Annotated in this window: 14 protein-coding genes and 3 pseudogenes; 8 read left to right on the top strand and 9 right to left on the bottom strand. The window is 69.4% G+C overall.

Translation table 11 applies throughout. The features are described 5' to 3' along the window. Positions 1–515 (top strand): annotated as a pseudogene (locus WA944_RS05330) (isoprenylcysteine carboxyl methyltransferase family protein). Further along, positions 512–1,533: pseudogene (locus WA944_RS05325) on the top strand (NAD(P)/FAD-dependent oxidoreductase). Before WA944_RS05330 ends, WA944_RS05325 begins: the two co-directional pseudogenes overlap by 4 nt. Here WA944_RS05325 and WA944_RS05320 read toward each other — a convergent pair. Then, positions 1,456–3,393, bottom strand: coding sequence for a sensor domain-containing diguanylate cyclase (locus WA944_RS05320; RefSeq protein ID WP_526646488.1), 1,938 nt, complete (start codon positions 3,391–3,393; stop codon positions 1,456–1,458). The pseudogene WA944_RS05325 and the gene WA944_RS05320 sit on opposite strands and share 78 nt — an antisense overlap. A gap of 247 nt (positions 3,394–3,640) precedes the next feature. On the opposite strand from WA944_RS05320, the gene WA944_RS05315 reads away from it, so the two are divergent. The 4 genes from WA944_RS05315 (at position 3,641) to WA944_RS05300 (ending at position 8,916) form a co-directional block, all read left to right on the top strand. Then, positions 3,641–6,076: a glycogen/starch/alpha-glucan phosphorylase gene (locus tag WA944_RS05315; RefSeq protein WP_526369700.1), complete on the top strand. Its 2,436-nt coding sequence runs from the start codon at positions 3,641–3,643 to the stop codon at positions 6,074–6,076. 165 nt (positions 6,077–6,241) lie between these two features. Next, the gene (locus WA944_RS05310) at positions 6,242–7,021 is read left to right on the top strand and encodes a TspO-related membrane protein (RefSeq protein ID WP_526369678.1); all 780 of its coding nucleotides are present in this window, start codon (positions 6,242–6,244) and stop codon (positions 7,019–7,021) included. 63 nt (positions 7,022–7,084) lie between these two features. After that, a complete protein-coding gene (locus WA944_RS05305; protein ID WP_526369680.1) occupies positions 7,085–7,765 on the top strand; it encodes a phytanoyl-CoA dioxygenase family protein in 681 nt (226 codons plus the stop codon). Positions 7,766–7,872: 107 nt separating this feature from the next. After that, a complete protein-coding gene (locus WA944_RS05300) occupies positions 7,873–8,916 on the top strand; it encodes an alpha/beta hydrolase (RefSeq protein ID WP_526369682.1) in 1,044 nt (347 codons plus the stop codon). Positions 8,917–8,920: 4 nt separating this feature from the next. Here WA944_RS05300 and WA944_RS05295 read toward each other — a convergent pair whose 3' ends face one another. The 6 genes from WA944_RS05295 to WA944_RS05270 all read right to left on the bottom strand — a co-directional run bounded on the left by WA944_RS05295 (position 8,921) and on the right by WA944_RS05270 (position 15,342). Beyond that, complete coding sequence (locus WA944_RS05295) at positions 8,921–9,775, bottom strand: DUF4344 domain-containing metallopeptidase (RefSeq protein ID WP_526369684.1); 855 nt, start codon at positions 9,773–9,775, stop codon at positions 8,921–8,923. Between the two features lie 66 nt (positions 9,776–9,841). Next, the gene (locus tag WA944_RS05290) at positions 9,842–10,258 is read right to left on the bottom strand and encodes a pyridoxamine 5'-phosphate oxidase family protein (RefSeq protein WP_526369686.1); all 417 of its coding nucleotides are present in this window, start codon (positions 10,256–10,258) and stop codon (positions 9,842–9,844) included. Between the two features lie 27 nt (positions 10,259–10,285). Beyond that, entirely contained in the window at positions 10,286–11,125 is an 840-nt protein-coding gene (locus tag WA944_RS05285; RefSeq protein ID WP_526369688.1) for a sulfurtransferase, read from the bottom strand. 176 nt (positions 11,126–11,301) lie between these two features. Further along, entirely contained in the window at positions 11,302–11,523 is a 222-nt protein-coding gene (locus WA944_RS05280; RefSeq protein WP_526369690.1) for a hypothetical protein, read from the bottom strand. Between the two features lie 76 nt (positions 11,524–11,599). Further along, positions 11,600–14,719, bottom strand: a complete 3,120-nt coding sequence (locus tag WA944_RS05275) for a helicase HerA domain-containing protein (protein ID WP_526369692.1) — start codon at positions 14,717–14,719, stop codon at positions 11,600–11,602. After that, positions 14,719–15,342: a hypothetical protein gene (locus WA944_RS05270; RefSeq protein WP_526369694.1), complete on the bottom strand. Its 624-nt coding sequence runs from the start codon at positions 15,340–15,342 to the stop codon at positions 14,719–14,721. The genes WA944_RS05275 and WA944_RS05270 overlap by 1 nt, the downstream gene beginning before the upstream one ends. A 39-nt stretch (positions 15,343–15,381) precedes the next feature. Between WA944_RS05270 and WA944_RS05265 the strand changes: the two genes are divergently transcribed. After that, positions 15,382–16,071 (top strand): TVP38/TMEM64 family protein, encoded by a 690-nt coding sequence (locus WA944_RS05265; RefSeq protein ID WP_526646485.1) that lies wholly within the window; start codon positions 15,382–15,384, stop codon positions 16,069–16,071. Between the two features lie 22 nt (positions 16,072–16,093). Here the strand turns inward: WA944_RS05265 and WA944_RS05260 are convergent, their stop codons facing one another. Both WA944_RS05260 and WA944_RS05255 read right to left on the bottom strand, forming a co-directional pair. Beyond that, positions 16,094–16,492, bottom strand: coding sequence for a TA system VapC family ribonuclease toxin (locus tag WA944_RS05260; RefSeq protein WP_526374494.1), 399 nt, complete (start codon positions 16,490–16,492; stop codon positions 16,094–16,096). Further along, a complete protein-coding gene (locus WA944_RS05255) occupies positions 16,489–16,719 on the bottom strand; it encodes an antitoxin (RefSeq protein ID WP_526374492.1) in 231 nt (76 codons plus the stop codon). Before WA944_RS05255 ends, WA944_RS05260 begins: the two co-directional genes overlap by 4 nt. A 191-nt stretch (positions 16,720–16,910) precedes the next feature. Here WA944_RS05255 and WA944_RS05250 point away from each other — a divergent pair. Further along, positions 16,911–17,315, top strand: a pseudogene (locus tag WA944_RS05250) (AAA family ATPase); the annotation flags it as partial.

The following is a 17,315-nucleotide window of genomic DNA, read 5'->3' as shown; positions in this document are numbered from 1 at the left end:
ATGCTCGCCTACACCGTGCTGATCGCCGCGGTTGCCCTGGAGCGGGTGGCTGAACTCGTGGTGTCGCAACGGAACCTGAAGTGGAGCCGATCCCGCGGCGGTGTCGAGTTCGGCGCCCGACACTACCCGGCGATGGTCGTGCTGCACACCGCGCTTCTCGCCGGTTGCCTGTTCGAGGCCGCCCACCGTGAGTTCATCCCGGCCCTGGGCTGGCCGATGCTGGCCGTCGTGGTCGCCGCGCAGGCGCTGCGCTGGTGGTGCGCTGGTGGTGCATCACCACGCTGGGACGGCAGTGGAACACCCGCGTCGTGGTCGTCCCCGACGCGGGCCGGATCACCGGCGGCCCGTACCGGTTCCTGTCACATCCCAACTACGTCGCGGTCGTCGTCGAGGGCATCGCACTGCCGCTGGTGCACAGTGCCTGGATCACCGCGGTGGTGTTCACGGTGCTCAACGCCGCCCTGCTGTGGGTCCGGGTCTCGGTCGAGAACACCGCCCTCGAGTCGCTGTCATGATCGACCTGGTGGTCGCCGGCGGCGGGCCGGCCGGCCTGTCCACCGCCATCCACGCCGCCCGCGCGGGCTGGAGGTCGTCGTCGTCGAGAAGCGCAGCGGACCGATCGACAAGGCGTGCGGCGAAGGCCTGATGCCGCACGCGGTGCGCCAACTCGACCTGCTCGGCGCCCGACCGGCGGGCAGAGCGTTCCGCGGCGTGTCCTATCTGCAGGGCCACCGATGCGTCACAGCGCAGTTCGGTTCCGGCTCCGGGCTGGGTGTGCGGCGCAAATCGTTGCACGCGGCGCTGCTGCAGCAGGCGGCGTCAGCCGGCGTCTCACTGGTGCACGACAAGATCGGCGCGATCACCCAGGGCGCGGACTCGGTGTCGGTCAACGGGATCCGCGCCCGCTATCTCGCGGCCGCCGACGGGTTGCACTCCCCTGTCCGGGCCGCCCTCGGCCTGGAGGCAGGTGCGGCCCGCACCCGGCGCTGGGGCCTCAAACGGCACGTCGCGGTGTCACCGTGGAGCGATGTTGTCGAGGTGTACTGGTCTGCTGAACCCGGGGCCGGAGAGGCTCACGTGACACCGGTCGCCGACGACTGTGTGGGCATCGCGATCCTGACCTCCGAGCAGGGACGCTTCGAGCAGCACCTGGCCGCGTTCCCGGCGCTGCGCGACCGCATCGACGGGCTCGCGCACCAGCCCGACATGGCAGCCGGCCCGCTGCGGCAGAAGGTGCGCAGCCGGGTGGCGGGGCGGGTGCTGCTGGTCGGTGACGCGGCAGGCTACGTCGACGCACTGACCGGCGAGGGCCTCGGGCTGGCATTCGCGGCGTCCCGGCTGCTGGTCGACAGCGTCGTCGCCGACCGCCCCGGTGACTACGAGCGGCGATGGCGCCGCGCCACCCGCCGCTACCGGCTCATGACCGCGGGGATGTTGCACGCGAGCACCTCACCGCTACGCCCGCTGATCGTGCCCGCCGCCGACGGCCTGCCGCGAGTGTTCACCGGCCTGGTGAAGATGCTCGCCGACTGACACGACGTCCCTGTCTGCCACCGAGATTCGGTTGCGCCCTTCGGCTTTGGCGGTGTAGAGAGCCTGGTCGGCACAGTCGAGCAGTTCGGTGACCGCGGCATCCGGGTCGGCGTCGCGGTAGCCCAGCTCGTCGCGGGGCCGCACCGTGCACACCCCGATGCTGATCGTGACGACTCCGGAGGACGAGTCGGGATGCGGGATCGCGAGCGCACGAATCGCCGAGGACAAGCCGGCCGCGAAGGCGGGCGGATCCGCACACCCGGCCAGCACGACCGCGAATTCCTCACCGCCGTAACGGGCCGCGACACAGGTGTCCGGTTCGGCCAGGTGCGCCAGCACGTCGGCCACCTCGCGCAGGCACTCGTCGCCGGCCTGGTGCCCGAAGTGGTCGTTGAACCCCTTGAAGTGGTCGACGTCGACGAACAACGCCGTCACCGGCTGCTCGAGTTCATGGGCACGCTGCCAGATCCCGCGCGCCCGCGCGGCCAGGCCGCGCCGGTTCGGCAGCCGGGTGAGGGCATCGGTGTTGGCCATGTCGGTGAGCGACTCCTGCACTTCGCGCTCCAGGGTGACGTCGCGCAGGATGACGGCGAAGAACCCCTTCGATGCCTGCCGGCTGTGCGCGACGAACCAGGACCACGACCCGTCGTAGCCGCGCACCCGGAACGGCGCCGACGCCCCGGACCGGCCGGAGATCAGTCGCTCGGCGACCAGGTGGCGGTCGTCGGGGTGGATGTGGCGCAACCACTCCGTCTGCGCGATCCGGCCTTCACGCGGCTCGATGTTCGGCTGGCCACCCGACGCGTGGTGCAGGACGTTGCCCGACGAGTCGAGGACCAGCACGAGATCGCCCGTCAGCTCGGCCACCAGGCCGTAGATCTCGTGGCTGGCGTGGTCCAGCGCGGTGAGCCGGTTCCTGTCCTCCAGCGCCGCGGCGATGGTCACCACCATGGCATAGCCGGCGAGGAGGAATACCTGGGCGTTGATCATCGCCTGGGTGGGGTCGGCCGTGTCGCCGAGGAACGGTCCGTAACCGGCGAAAGTGGAGCCCAGGATGATCACCGCGCCGACCGCCATCTGCCAGAAGGCCGCCGCGATACCCGCGTCGATGAGGACGAGCAGGGCGGGCACCCCGGTGAGGAACAGCAGCACGAAGTTCGACTCGGCGGCAGCAACCAGGCACAGCGCGATCATCAGCACCGAGAAGCCGGCCGTCGTCGCGCGCTGCCGCCAGGACTGCCGGCGCCAGGAGTGCCGCCAACGCAGCATCACCGGCGTCAGGAACGCGATCCCGACCGCCTCGGCGAGGTACCAGATCAGTGCGACGGTGGCCAGCGACCGCACATCGGTGCGGCCCTGCTCGTGCACCACGACACTGACCACGCCGATCGCACCGGCCAGTGCCGGCGCGACCACGACGCCGTAGATGACGAACCGGCGCCAGCTGCGCAGCGAATCATTGCGCCCCCGCACCCAATCCTGATCCGGCTGCAGCACCCACGCCGCGAACACCACTGCGGTCACGGTGGACAGCGCGGCCAGCTCCGGGCGCTGCCCGAGGACCAGCCAGGCGGGTCCGTACTGGAAGACCGCGAACGACATCAGGTAGACCGACCAGTGCCGGCGGCGCGCGGTGAGCAGCGCCACCAGCTGCGGTGCCGCGGCCAACCAGACCACGGTGAAGGTGCGGCCGTCGACCAGGGCCAGCCAGCGCACCAGGTAGGACGCCGCGGCAACCCCCGCCGTCCAGCCCAGCAGATGCCACAGCGGCGGCAGCAGATCGGCGGTGGTCAACCGGGCCCGCAGACCAGCCCACCGACCGGCTACGCCGGTCAACGCGGGTGGCGCGCCCGTCGACATGTGTCCAGTCAACCGCGTGGTCGTTGATCTCGACAGCGGTTTCGACGGCCCGGTCCGGATTGTCCCGAGCTTGCGCGGAGTTCACACCCTGGACGCCTTCAGGAAACACGGGACCGACAGAATGACCCGGCCGTGCCACTTCGGCCAGACCGCAGGAGACCCAGTGACCGATCTCGCGAACCCCGCCGCCGGATCGACGGAGGTCAACGGTGCGCAACTCGGGCCGACGGGGCAGACGCGCACCGGCATGACCGCCGACGCGTTGCGTCACGCGGTGTCGGATCATCTGCTGTACTCGATCGCCCGCCCACCCCAGGTGCTGACGCCCGAGCACTACTACCGGGCGCTGTCGCTGGCGGTCCGCGACCGCATGCAGAAGCGGTGGATGGCCACGACGCAGAACTGGCTGGACCTGTCGGCGAAGGTGACATGCTACCTGTCGGCGGAGTTCCTGATGGGTCCGCAGTTGGGGAACAACCTGCTCAACCTCGGTATCGAGGACGCGGCACGCGAGGCGTTGGCGGACCTGGGTCAGGACCTGGACGTCATCCTGGACTGCGAGGGTGAGCCCGGGCTGGGCAACGGCGGCCTCGGCCGGCTGGCCGCCTGCTACCTGGACTCGATGGCCACGCTGGAGCGGCCGTCGATCGGCTACGGCATCCGCTACGAGTTCGGCATCTTCACCCAGGAGATCACCGACGGCTGGCAGACCGAGAAGACCGACAACTGGCTGACCCACGGCAACCCGTGGGAGATCGACAAGCCGGACGCCACCTACTTCGTGAACTGGGGCGGCCGCACCGAGGAGTACCAGGACGTGACCGGCAGGTTCCGGGTGCGGTGGGTTCCGCAGCGGGTCCTCAAGGGCGTCTCCTATGACACCCCGGTACAAGGCTACGGCGTCAACACCTGCAACACCCTCACGCTGTGGAGCGCGCGGGCGGTGGAGTCGTTCGCGCTGGACGCCTTCAACACCGGCGACTTCTACAAGGCCGTCGACGAAGAGGTCGTCTCCGAGACGGTGTCCAAGGTGCTCTACCCGAACGACGAACCCGAGGCGGGCAAGCGGCTGCGGCTGTTGCAGCAGTACTTCTTCGTGACGTGCTCACTGCAGGACATCCTCAACATCCACCTGCAGCGGGCACACCTGCCGCTGAGCGCGCTGCCGGACAAGTGGGCGATCCAGCTCAACGACACCCACCCGTCGATCGCGGTGGCCGAGCTGATGCGGTTGCTGATCGACGACCACCAGCTGTCCTGGGACGAGGCGTGGGACCTGACCGTGCGCACGTTCGGCTACACCAACCACACGCTGCTTCCCGAGGCGCTGGAGACCTGGCCGCTGGCCATGTTCGGCGAGGCGCTGCCACGTCACCTGGAGCTGATCTACGAGATCAACGAGCGCTTCCTCGACGAGGTGCGGGCGCAGTTCCCCGGCGACGAGGACCGGGTGGCGAGGATGTCGCTGATCGGCGAGGACGGCGGCAAGTGCGTGCGGATGGCGCATCTGGCCACCGTCGGCAGCCACGCGGTCAACGGGGTCGCGGCGCTGCATTCCGAGCTGCTCAAGGCCAGCGTCCTCAAGGACTTCCACGAGATGTGGCCGCAGCGGTTCGGCAACGTCACCAACGGCGTCACCCCGCGGCGGTTCCTGGCGTTGTCCAACCCCGGTCTGCGCCGGCTGCTCGACGACACCATCGGCCCCGGGTGGCTGACCAACCTGCAGCGGCTCAAGGGGCTGGAGTCCTTCGTCGACGATCCGGCTTTTCGGCAGCGGTGGCGAGAGGTCAAACGCGCCAACAAGTCCCGGCTTGCGGAGTACCTGCACTCGTCGACGGGCATCGAGCTGGACCCGACATGGATGTTCGACGTCCAGGTCAAGCGGATCCATGAGTACAAGCGCCAGCACCTGATGGTGCTGCACATCATCACGCTGTACCACCGCCTCAAACGCAACCCCGGATCGGCGATCCCGCCACGGGTGTTCATCTTCGGCGGCAAGGCCGCGCCCGGCTACTTCATGGCCAAGCGGATCATCAAGCTGATCAACGCCGTCGGCGAAACGGTGAACGCCGACCCGGAGGTCAACCGCTGCCTCAAGGTGGTGTTCCTGCCGAACTTCAACGTCAAGAACGCCCATCTGGTCTACCCGGCGGCCAATCTGAGCGAACAGATCTCGACCGCGGGCAAGGAGGCGTCGGGTACCGGCAACATGAAGTTCATGATCAACGGCGCGTTGACGATCGGCACTCTCGACGGCGCCAACGTCGAGATCCGCCAGGAGGCGGGTGCGGAGAACTTCTTCCTGTTCGGGTTGACCGAGGGCGAGGTCGCGAAGGTCAAGGCCGAGGGTTACCGGCCGCTGAGCTATGTGGCCGACGATCCGGAGTTGGCGGCGGTACTGGAGTTGATCGCCCGCGGCGAGTTCACGCACGGCGACACCGAGGTGCTGCGGCCGCTGGTCGACAACCTGGTCCAGCACGATTCGTTCCTGACGCTGGCCGACTACCGGTCCTACATCGACTGCCAGGACGAGGTCTCGCGGGCCTGGCAGGACCGCGACACCTGGTCCCGGATGTCGATCCGCAACACCGCACGCAGCGGCATGTTCTCCAGCGACCGGGCGATCAGGGAGTACTGCGACGAGATCTGGGGTGTCGGCCCGATGTCGGTCGACGTCTAGCCTCCCGGCCCGTTTCCCGAGCCCCCGGCCCGTTTCCCGCCGGAACGGTATTCCAGCAGACAAATGCCGGCCACGGACCTGCTGGAATGCAGTTCCGGCGGGTGGGCCATCTGATCGGACCCGGGCTCCGAATACGGAGTACCAGCATCTGATCGAGGAGAACACTTGCGCGTCACCAGCGGCACCGCACCCACGACGAACTCGCCGTCGGTGCAGCCATGGCGGTGGATCACCGTCGCCCTGGCCCTGACCCAGCTGGTCGCGCCGCTCGTGGTCACCGCGCTGGTGGGCGATTTCCTGCAGACCGGCGCCACCAACCAGGCGCTGATCACCCCGGCGGGTTACGCGTTCAGCGTGTGGGGGCTGATCACACTGCTGAGCGCGGTCACCGCGGCGGGGGTGCTGCGTCTCGGACTCGGCTCGCCGTGGGAGTCCAGCCTGCTGATCGACGCGTGCCTGGTGTTCGTCGGCTACAGCGTGTGGCTCGCGGTGGCGGCCCAGGGCTGGCTGTGGGCCAGCGTGGTGGTCGCGGCAGTGATGGTGGGTGCGCTGACCCACATCCTGCTGCTGCTGGTCCGACGCCGCGACGACCTGACCTGTCCGTCCTGGCTGGCAACCCTGGCGACGGTGAGCTTCGGTCTGTACCTCGGCTGGTTGGGCGCGGCCATCTTCGCCAATGTGGCTGCCGCGCTGATCGGTTCCGGGGTCTCGGCGACCGGGGTGTGGTGGCAGTTGGTGCTTCTGGTCGCGGCCGCGGCATTCGCGGTGCTGCTGACCACCATGCTGCGCGGGACCTCGGGCCACCTCGCCGGCGTGCTGTGGGCGCTGGCGGCCATCACGATCGGCGCCGGCCAGCGGGACAGCACCGTCGTCTCGGTGACGGCCGGCGCGGCGGCCCTGGTGGTGCTCGCCGCCGCCCTGCGAGTTCGGCGTGCTCGTCGCTGAGCCTTCTTTCCGGCGATCGAAAACCATTGGCGCGCCGCCCGCCTGGTATGCCACCCTCGGCGGATGGTCGATGTCGAGGCGTTCCGACGCGACGGATTCGTCAAGGTCGAGCAGGCCGCGCCGCGCGCCGTCGCCGACGCCGCCCGGATGCTGTTGTGGCAGCAACTCGGTGTGTCACCCGATGATCGGAGCACGTGGACCCAACCGGTGATGTGGGCAGCCGACATGACAGGAGCGGGACCGTTCGGCGAGTTGGTCCGCAGCCCCCGTCTCGCCGATGCACTGGACGCGGTCTGCGGTGTCGGCGGATGGCAACCGCGCGGGTCGTTGGGCAACATTCCGGTGCGCTTCCCGGTAACGCCACCCGCCGAGGACCGCGGCTGGCACATCGACCTGGACACCCCGCAGCCCGACGGGTCGTGGGCGGTCACCGGCCGGCCGCACACAATGCTGCTGTTGACGCTGCTCTCGGAGGTGACGATCGACGACGCGCCGACGCGGATCCGGGCCGGCTCCCATCACGACGCCGCCGCCGTCCTCGACGAGACTCCGCTGGACGCGGTCACCGCCGGCGGCCTCGTCGACAGCGCGAGCCGGGCGCGGCCGGTGGTGCACGCGACGGGCGCGCCGGGTGACATGTACCTGGTGCACCCGCTCACCGTGCACGCCGCCGACGAACACCGCGGCAGCACGCCACGATTCATGGCCCAGGCGCCGATCGTCACCGCGAATCCGGCGCGCTGACGCACCCTGCGCGTTGCGAAACGCGCCCGATTCGCCAACATCACAACCCGGTCACTACCCCGCGCGGCCCTGCGACAGCCTCGTCGGGCGCTGTTACGTTCGCGCCCGTGTTGTTCTTCAGGCATCGGGTCCGCCGCGCCGGTGCACAGCTGGCCGTCGCGGTGCTGCTAGCTGCCGGCCTGACCACCATCACTGTCCCGCAGGCCGAGGCGTTCTCCCGCGACGGGCTGCCCATCGAACAACTCGACGTGCCGTCGCCGGCGATGGGACGCGACATCCGCGTCGAATTCCAAGGCGGCGGGCCGCATTCGGTGTTGCTACTCGACGGTCTGCGTGCCCAGGACGACTTCAATGGCTGGGACATCAACACGGCGGCGTTCGAGTGGTTCCACGACTCCGGGATCTCGGTGATCATGCCCGTCGGCGGACAGTCCAGCTTCTACTCCGACTGGTACCGGCCGGCGAAGAACAACGCGGGCACAGTGACGTACAAGTGGGAGACGTTCCTGACCCGGGAGCTCCCGACCTGGCTGGCCGCCAACAAGGGCCAGGACCCGTTCGGCAACGCCGTCGTCGGCTTGTCGATGTCGGGCAGCAGCGCATTGACGATGGCCGCCTGGCACCCGCGCCAGTACAAGTTCGCTGCCTCACTGTCGGGCTATCTGGCGCCGTCGCGCGGTCTTTGGCCGACGATGATCGACATCGCGATGCAGGACGCCGGGGGCTTCGACTCCCTGGACATGTGGGGCAGCCCCGGCTCCGGAGCCTGGCAGCGCAACGACCCGACCGTGAACGTCAACCGGCTGGTGGCCAACCGGACCGCGCTGTGGATCTACTGCGGCAACGGTGTCACCTCGGACCTCGACACCAGCAGGGATTTCGGTGCGAACTTCGGCGCACAGTATCTGGAGAACATCACCGTCAGCACCAACAAGGAGTTCCAGGAGAAGTACCTGGCCGCCGGCGGGCGCAACGCCGTATTCAACTTCCCGCCCAACGGAACCCACAGCTGGGGCTACTGGGGTGCGCAGCTCCAGGCGATGAAGGCCGACATGGTGCGCATCCTGACGGCCCCGCCGCCACCGCCACCGCCACCGCCTCCCCCGCTTCCGGGAGCCGCGCCGCCGCCGCCACCACCGCCCGCGGGCTGAGAGCTCACTTGAAGTACGGCTCCAGCAGCGTCGACCACGACCTGTCGAGGAGGATCCACTCGTCCTCACAGCCGTCCGCACGGTCAGCGGTCAGGTCGCCCGACGCGACGAGGTCACCGTTGGCGTCCGGATTCGATCCGTAGATCCAGCACTGCAGGTTGAACACCCGCGTCTCGTCGAGCGAATGCACGTCCGCAAAATCCTCCGGACTCAACTCCACCCGCTGGTCCCCGGACGCACTGAAAGTCCGCGCGAAGTCCTTGACCGCCTGCACCGACTCCGGGTCCGGCTCGCCGCCGTCGTCGGGCTGCAGGAGTACGTATGCGGCGAGCTGGTCGGCGACATCCTCCTCGCGGCCGGTCGCAGGCAGCTCGTAAATGCTGATCACCATGTGACCGACCTCGTGGTAGAAGGTCGCGTACTCCGAGTTCAGCGCCGAGGCGACGGGGTCGGGATCGCCTGCCTCGGTGAAGATCTCCTGCGCCAGAGCGGCGTCCTCGTAGCACAGCGTGATCGACTGGTCTTCCGGATCCCAGAAGGCGTTTGCCTCGTCACACTGCGCGCCCAGCAGCGCGATGTCGGTGGGCAGCATCGGGCCCTCGTTGATGTCGTCGGAAAGATCCTCGAGCAGTTGGTTGTCCTGCATCAGCGTGCGCCCGGCGATCGCCTCGGGACTCTCGGCGTCTTCGTAGGTGAATGTCATCACGCCGTCGTCGGCCGGCGCGTCGCCCTCATCCGCCGCACTCGGGGCCGCGGAATTCCCCGGCGGGGAGGTCGTGACCTCCGGCTGCTGCTGGGCGCCACCGCAACCCACCACCACGAGCCCCGCTGCCAGTATCGGCACCACCCGTGCACGCATCTGCCCACCCCCCGCTCCGCCACCGTGACGGTCGCAGACTATCGCGGGCGGGCGGGATCACCGGGACTACTTGGAGTAATCGGTACTCAACCAGCGCTGCGGCCGCATCCGGATGACGACCGAGGACGGCGTGAGGTTCTCGTCGGCGAACTGGCCGCCGGCCTCAGCGCCGAGATAGCGCACCGCGAGCGCGCGGACCTCGGCGTCGTCGGCGGGCCCGATGCCGGTGACGTCGCCTTCGGCTGTGACGTACTTGTACGGCGGCTGCTCGTCCTGCACCGTGATGGCGAAGCGCCCCGCATCACGAATCAGCTTGTGCTTCAACGACTCCGACTCGGTCCACAGCAGCACTTCACCACCGGGCCGGTAGCCGTACCAGATGGGCACCGCGAGCGGCGCCCGGTCGGGCCGCTCCACCGCGATCACTCCGACGTGCACGTCGGCCAGATACTGCTCACGCTCGTCACCGGTCATCTTCGCCATGCCCAGTGCCAACCACTGCGACGGCCGTCACATTCCCCGTTCCACCGGACGGCTGTGATCAGAACTCCACTGCGACCACGAGCCGGGAAACAGCGCGGCGTGGACGCCGATCGAGGCCAGCGCCGCGATGTTGACCGCGGCGGTGACGCCGGAGCCGCAATACACCGCGACGTCGGTGCCGGCCTTCACCCCGTGGTCGTCGAACAACCGGGTGAGCTCGGGTCCGGAACGCCAGCGGCCGTCCTCGGTCAGCAGCCCGGTGCTGGGGACGTTGCGCGCTCCGGGGATGTGGCCGGCCACCGCGTCGACGGGCTCGACCTCGCCGCGATAGCGCTCCGGGGCCCTCGCGTCGAGGAGCACGGAAGCCTCGAGCGCCCCGTCGGCGCTGACGGTCCTGCGGGCGGCCGCATCGAGGTCGTCGTGTGCGACGGTCACATCCCCGGGCTCCGGAGTGACGGCGTCGGTGTGCAATTCGCCCTTCCAGGCGGACAGTCCGCCGTCGAGGATCCTGACGTCGCTGATGCCGGCGGCGGTCAGCACCCACCACGCGCGCGCCGACCCGGCACGGTTCCAGTCGTCGTAGACCACCACCGGGACGCCGGCACGCACGCCCCAGCGCCGCGCCGCGGCCTGCAGAGCAGGCCCGGACGGCAGCGGATGACGACCACGTCCCGTCTGCGAGTGGTCGGTGAGCTCGTCGTCGAGGGACACGTACACCGCCCCGGGCAGATGGCCGCGTCGGTAGGCCGCGGCGCCGTCGGGTCGGCTGAGCTCCCACCGGACGTCCAGCAGCGTCACCGGTTCGCCGGCCTGCAACCGACGGGCCAGCTCCTCGGCAGTGACCAACACGTCCTCACGCACACCCATCGCGAAATAGTATTCCGGGTCGCGAAAGTTCCCCCGGACACAGCCATGGCTTCACACTCGCGAGGCGGCAATGGGATCGGCGCCAGGTCGTCAACACCCCAGGTGCACAACCGCCGCGCTAACGATGTCGAACGCCAGCGCGACGCCGAATCCCCTCTCCCGGTCGAGGTGGTCGGTCACGTCGGAGGCCGGAGTGCCGCGCTCATCATCGAGCACGCGGTGTGCCCGGCGGTCAGGAGTTCCTGCGACGTCCACGACGTGTGGCGGTCCTCGAGTGCCGCCAGGAAGCTCGCCGTGTCCGCCGCGGCAGGAGCGGCACCGACGAACAGCGCCACGCAGGCCCCGGTCGCCGCTGCCGCAACAAGCCCGGCGGCACGGCTGCGCTGGTACGAACTCACCTCGAAGGTCCTCACGACGTCGGTGCACGAGATCCGATCAGGTTAGCTCATCTAAGTTAACGGGTCGCGCCGGGGGTCACGGTGAACTGGCCAGCGCCAGAACCTCTTCGGCAGACGGGGGGCTCGACGGGTGATACGACAGGCACCACGGCGCGACGACCCGGTGGAAAGCCTCCCCCTCGGTCGCGACGTAGAAGTTGCCGGCCTGCAGCCGGCTGATGTCGGGCACCAGGCCACCCTTGGCGCGCGCCATCTCCCGGGCCGCTTCGATGTGGGCGGGCGAGTTCAGCAGACCGTAGAACTGGGTGGCCGCGTTGCCCGGGATGTGGTTGTGCAGACCCTTGGGCGCCTGGGTGGCGAACACCAACCCGAGCCCGTACTTGCGCGCCTGCGACGACAGCGCCAGCGTGCTGCGCAGCGAGGTGGTGAAACCCTTTGACGGAGCGAAGTTCTGCGCTTCGTCCATGATCAGCAACCCGGACAGCGGCCGCTCACCGGCCGGGTGCTGTTTGATCCACGCGAACAGCGCCATCTGCAGCTGGTTGACGAAGCTCTGCCGCTGCTCGTCCGAGGACAGGCCGATCATGCTGATCACCGACACCCGTGCCCGGTGCCCCTGCGAGGGGGTCAGCAGCACCCCGGGGTCGACGGGCGTGCCTTCCCCGCCGAACATCGGGTCGTTGATCATCGCGGCGCGCAGGTCCTGGGCCAGGTTGTCGGCGATCTTGCGGGCGTCAGCGATGTTGCTGACGTCGTCGGGCAGGTCCGCGAGCAGGTCGACGAAGCCGCCGAGGGTCGGTGCCGGCGTTCTGCCGTATCGCTGCAACGCTTCGCGCAGGACGGCGCGGGCCCGGTTGGCCTTCTGGGTCTGCCCGGAGATCAGCGCCCGTGGTTCGAGCGCAGCGCACGCGGATTCCACGGCGTCGTTGAACTCGTCGTAGTCGTCGAGCACGGAGCTGAAGTCGGGCAGCGGCTGGAACGCCAGCGGACGTCCGGTGGACCGCCGCGGCGTCCAGATCGTCACCTCGGTGTTCGCGAAATATGCTGCGGCCCTCGCATCATCGCGACGATTCCAACCATGTGGCGGCTGCGGCCACGCGGTGCCCAGCCGGGACAGGTCGTTGTTGGTGTCCAGCACGATCGACGAGACACCGCGCAGCGCGCACTCCTCGACCAGTCGGCGGATCAGCACAGTCTTGCCCGATCCCGAGCCCGCGAAGATCGCGACGTGTTTGCGCAGCGCCGACAGCTCGACCGTGACGGGTTCTCTCGAATGCAGGTCGGAGCCCAACGGCATCTTGTCGTCGGACACCTCGACGGCGACCCCCGCGTCCGGCTCCGGCTCCGACTCGGGTTCCGGCTCGAGCGCCGCGGACCCCGACGCGCCGCCGTCGTCGCCGAAGGTGTCGCGCAGCAGCGCCAACCCGTGCGCCGGCCGGCGGGCCTGCAGCCACGCCGGCAGTGCCGGGTCGTCGTCGTTGATCAGGTCGCGCAACGCCACCATGGTGCGCACGTCGTCGTCGGACACCGGGACGGTGCGCGCCCCGGCGGAGTGGATCTCCTCGATCAGGGCGGCGGTCTTCGGGCCGGTGGGCCACGCCGTGTTCCGCAACAAGAACAGCTGCCGCCGGTCCGATCCCGCGCTGAGTCCCGTTGCGGCGTAGGCCTTTCTGATCCGGGTCTGGGCGGCTACCGCGTTGGTGGCCGCTACAGCGCGGAACGCCCAGTGCCGTTCGTCGTCGGTGGCGCTGTCGAGGCTCTGCCGCAGCCGCGCGTGCAACACCACGTGGGACCCCGGCGGCGGGTCCACGGTGTACACCTGGTCGCCGTCGCTCTCGGCGATCCACGCCGTCAACGCGGCGCCGAGGAGCTCGGGCATCGTGATGTCCTCGCCCTCGTGGTCGAAGGCGGCGGCCGGCACTGCGCGGCGCCGATAGTCTACGAACCGGCGGTCCAGCCCGGACGACCCGAGGGCGGCGTCACCGTCGGATGGCGTTTCCTCCCATGTCGGTTGCGCGTCCACACTGAGGTGTTCGAGCTCGACGACGTCGCCGTGCTTGAGGCATTCGCGAACATGGGTGTCGGCTCGGATCAGCAGCTTTCGCGGCGTGTAGTCGCGGGCGTCCTCGAAGGCTGCGGGCAGGATCGGCCAGCTCGGATACGGCGGGCTGAACCCCGTCGCGGCGTAGCTCGCGAGGAACCGGCGCTCCAGGATGGCCCGACCGATGTCGGAGGTCGGCAGCCCGTGCAGCACCGCCGTCACCCGGAACCTGTCGGCCACGCTGGCCGTCGCCTGATCGCGGATGGCTTCCCACACCGCAGGCAGGCACGCCACCACCGACACCGTCCGGCGCATCGTCTGGCGCAGCGACATCAGCCCGTGGGCAACCTGCTCGAGCACACCGTCACCGCCACCGCCCGACTCGGTTCGCGCGAGCGAGGCGGCCAGCAGCGTGTCGATCTGGTCCAGCGCGAGCACCGCCGGGCCGGCCAGCGCGATCAGTCGTGAGATGTCACGGACGCAGTCCTGCGCGGTGGACGGCGAGGCACGTAGCCGCCAACGGTCCCGGTCGTCGTCGGGACTGGATTCCTCGCTGGCCTGCAGGTAGGCCTCGCCCACGTCATGGGCCGCCAGGTCGGCGGCACCGAGCAGCACCAACGCCCGCAGGGTCTGATGACATTGCCGCACAGGGTCTTTGCGTACCGCAGCCAGCGCGTTGACGAACCGGTCCAAGGTCTCGGGGTCGAGGTCGTCGTCACCGATGATCGCGCGACGATCGGCGCGCGACACGTGCGCGATCGACGACAGCTCCCACAGCAGGTCCTTGAGCTGGGTCTCCCGTCGCGCTCCGGGCCGGCCGAGGCTCTCCAGGATCCCGTTGCGCACCGACTGCCAGAAGCTGGCCGCGTCGAGCAGTTCGATGACGAAGAAGTACCCGCCACCGGCCTGCACCCGTTCCCGGATCTGGCCGAGCAGGTGGGTTTTGCCGGACCCCGCGGGTCCGCGGACCACCACTCCCAGCGGGGTCGCGGTGGGGTCGTGCACGGCGTCACCGAAGGCGTCCATCACGTCGTCGACGGCGTACTCGTTGAGCCCGCTGACGTGGGTGGCCGCCTGCGGTCGCCACAGGTCGTCGACGGTGGGTGCCCAGGTCAGGCGAAGCGAGGCAAGGGCTTCGCGATGGGTGGGGTCCATCACGGCTCGATCGCGATCAGGTGCTTGGGCCCGTCACCGATCAGCACGGCCGCGGCGCGGTCGGCGGCGGTGAGGATCTTCTGGTTCTCCTCGGGAATCAGGCTGACGCCGGCAGTTCGGTAGAGGGCGCGCAGGGCGGCGTCGACGTCGTCGCGGTCGTCGGCGAGTTCGGCGCGGAGCCGGGCCAGCGCGACCCAGCCGCCGGGACGCGTGGCCAGCCGGGTGTAGGCGGCGCGAAGCCGGTCCTCGACGGTCTGCAGAGGGTCTTCGGCGGCGGGCCAGAAGATGTCGGCCAGGCTGAGCTCGGATCGCTGCAGGTGGCGTCCCAGCGCGCCGAGCACGGTGTAGAGCGCCTTGGCCGGGCCGGTGGAGCGCGGCGGGGGTCCTGCGGAGGCGATGTCGCGGCACAATCGCCATCCCCGGTCGGTGAGCTCGTGGACGAACCGGGCACCCACGCGTTCGGATTCGATCAACCCGAGGCGGTTGAGCTTGTCTCGGCCGGATTTGTCCAGCGCCGGGCCGAGGGCGACCAGTTCGGGGTTGGGCACCGGGCGCGACTCGGCCATCAGGACCAGCAGCACCGCGCGTTCGGTGCCCGTCAGGTCCGCCGGGGTGACACTCACGCAGCCAACTTAACCGGGTGCGGCAGGATTGCGTTCGGCATGGTTGACAGCGAAGGTACCCCCGAGACGTCCCGACGTCGCCATGTCGCCAGGTTGGCGCTGTTCGTCGGGTTGCTGGCGGTGCTGTTCTATCTCGTCACCGTGCGACAGGTGATCGACGTGGACCACGTCCGGGCCCTGGTGGCGTCGACGGGCCCGCTGGCGCCGCTGACGTACGTCGTGGTGTCGGCGCTGCTGGGCGCGGTGCTGGTGCCCGGTCCGCTGCTCGCGGCGGCGAGCGGGTTCCTGTTCGGTCCGCTGGTGGGGACGTTCGTGACGCTGGGCGCGACGGTCGGCACCGCGATGAGCGCGAGCCTGGCGGGGCGGCGGGCTGGCCGCGACAGCGCCCGCGGGCTGCTCGGCCCGCGGCGGTCCGAACGTATCGACGGGCTGATCGCGCAGGGCGGGCTGTGGGCGGTGGTCGGGCAGCGGTTCGTGCCGGGGATCTCCGACGCGCTGGCCTCCTACGCCTTCGGGGCGTTCGGAGTTCCGTTGTGGCAGATGGCGGTCGGCGCGTTCATCGGCTCTGCTCCGCGGGCGTTCGTCTACACCGCGGTGGGCGCGTCGATCGGCGAGTTCTCGGCGCCACTGGCGTACTCGGCGATCGCGGTGTGGTGTGTGACCGCGGTTCTCGGGACGTTCGCGGCGCATCGGGGCTGGCGTTCATGGCGGGCCGGCCGGACCGGGTGAGCCGACGGGCCCACGGCCACGTTCACGAAGTCGGGACAAGCCGCGCCACATCTCTGTGCAGGTGCGCGAGGCCCTTGTCCAACGTCGCCAGTTCACCACCGTTGCGACGGGCGAGCTCGGCGAGATATGCGTCTGTCACCTGCCGGTGCCCGATGACACCGCCCAGCTGCACATCAGCGAAAGGGACGGTGTCGGACCAGAATTCGTGACGCTCGTGGGCACTGACCGCGCCGACGACCTCATGGGCGGCGGCAGCGGACTGTCCTGCTCTCAACAGGAATCGAACGAGACTGCCCTCGGTGATGGGACACGTGGCGAACGCGGTGTCGCACGTCGACAGCCACTCCACAGCAGCGTCGTGGTGCACATGGTCGTTGACCACAAGTGCGATGAGCACGTTCGCGTCGAGCAGTGCGGTCACTCCTCGTCCTCCAAGGAGCGCACATCTTCGGAGGTCACGATGCTTCCGACGCTGACGAGCGGCAGACCTGTTCTCGGGTCCTTGGACACTGCCGCCGACGAATTCCCAGCGACAAGACCACGCCGAATCAGTTCTGCGACGGTCTCGCTGAGAGTTCGGTGGGTATCGCGAGCGATGGCCTGCGCCAGCCTGTGCAGATCCTCGGGAAGGTCGATCGTGGTGCGCATACCCCACGATAGCATCTCTGCATCATGATGCAGTGATGCAGAGCCCGCCCCCGGTAGAGTGCCGGTCGGCAGACATCGACGCACAGAGCGGGACCCCGATCGCACTGACCCCTTCCGACCGAACGCCCGACGGCATCGTCCTCACCGAGGAGTTCCAGCGGGCCCTGACGCTGCTGGCGCAGGGCCGCAGCATGTTCCACACCGGCAAGGCCGGCACCGGAAAGTCCACGCTGATCCGCCGATTCATGGCCGACACCGACCGCAACGTCGTGGTGGCCGCACCGACCGCAACGTCGTGGTGGCCGCACCGACCGGCATCGCCGCGCTCAACGTCGACGGCTACACGAATCACCGGCTGTTCGGTTTCCGCACCACCACCGGCCTGCACGAGGTGCGGTCGGGCGACTACCGGCCGGGCCGCTTCGCCAGGACCCTGGCCTCGCTGGACACGCTGATCATCGACGAGGCGTCGATGGTGCGCGCCGACCTGTTCGACATGCTCTCGGCCGCGCTGGAGCAGTTCGGTCCGCAGCCCGGGCAACCGTTCGGCGGCGTGCAGGTCGTCCTGGTCGGTGACCTGTACCAGCTGCCGCCGG

It is taken from the genome of Mycobacterium sp. (assembly GCF_049683355.1).
In the GTDB taxonomy this organism is placed as follows: Bacteria; Actinomycetota; Actinomycetes; order Mycobacteriales; family Mycobacteriaceae; genus Mycobacterium.
Note: the sequence above shows the minus strand (reverse complement) of the source record. Positions and strands in the feature narration are given on the sequence as shown.

Excerpts from the sequence above, each read along its gene's own strand:
- WA944_RS05320 (WP_526646488.1), bottom strand. The coding sequence starts at position 3,393 with ATGTCGACGGGCGCGCCACCCGCGTTGACCGGCGTAGCCGGTCGGTGG.
- WA944_RS05315 (WP_526369700.1), top strand. The coding sequence starts at position 3,641 with ATGACCGCCGACGCGTTGCGTCACGCGGTGTCGGATCATCTGCTGTAC.
- WA944_RS05305 (WP_526369680.1), top strand. The coding sequence starts at position 7,085 with ATGGTCGATGTCGAGGCGTTCCGACGCGACGGATTCGTCAAGGTCGAG.
- WA944_RS05295 (WP_526369684.1), bottom strand. The coding sequence starts at position 9,775 with ATGCGTGCACGGGTGGTGCCGATACTGGCAGCGGGGCTCGTGGTGGTG.
- WA944_RS05290 (WP_526369686.1), bottom strand. The coding sequence starts at position 10,258 with ATGGCGAAGATGACCGGTGACGAGCGTGAGCAGTATCTGGCCGACGTG.
- WA944_RS05285 (WP_526369688.1), bottom strand. The coding sequence starts at position 11,125 with ATGGGTGTGCGTGAGGACGTGTTGGTCACTGCCGAGGAGCTGGCCCGT.
- WA944_RS05275 (WP_526369692.1), bottom strand. The coding sequence starts at position 14,719 with ATGGACCCCACCCATCGCGAAGCCCTTGCCTCGCTTCGCCTGACCTGG.
- WA944_RS05265 (WP_526646485.1), top strand. The coding sequence starts at position 15,382 with ATGGTTGACAGCGAAGGTACCCCCGAGACGTCCCGACGTCGCCATGTC.
- WA944_RS05255 (WP_526374492.1), bottom strand. The coding sequence starts at position 16,719 with ATGCGCACCACGATCGACCTTCCCGAGGATCTGCACAGGCTGGCGCAG.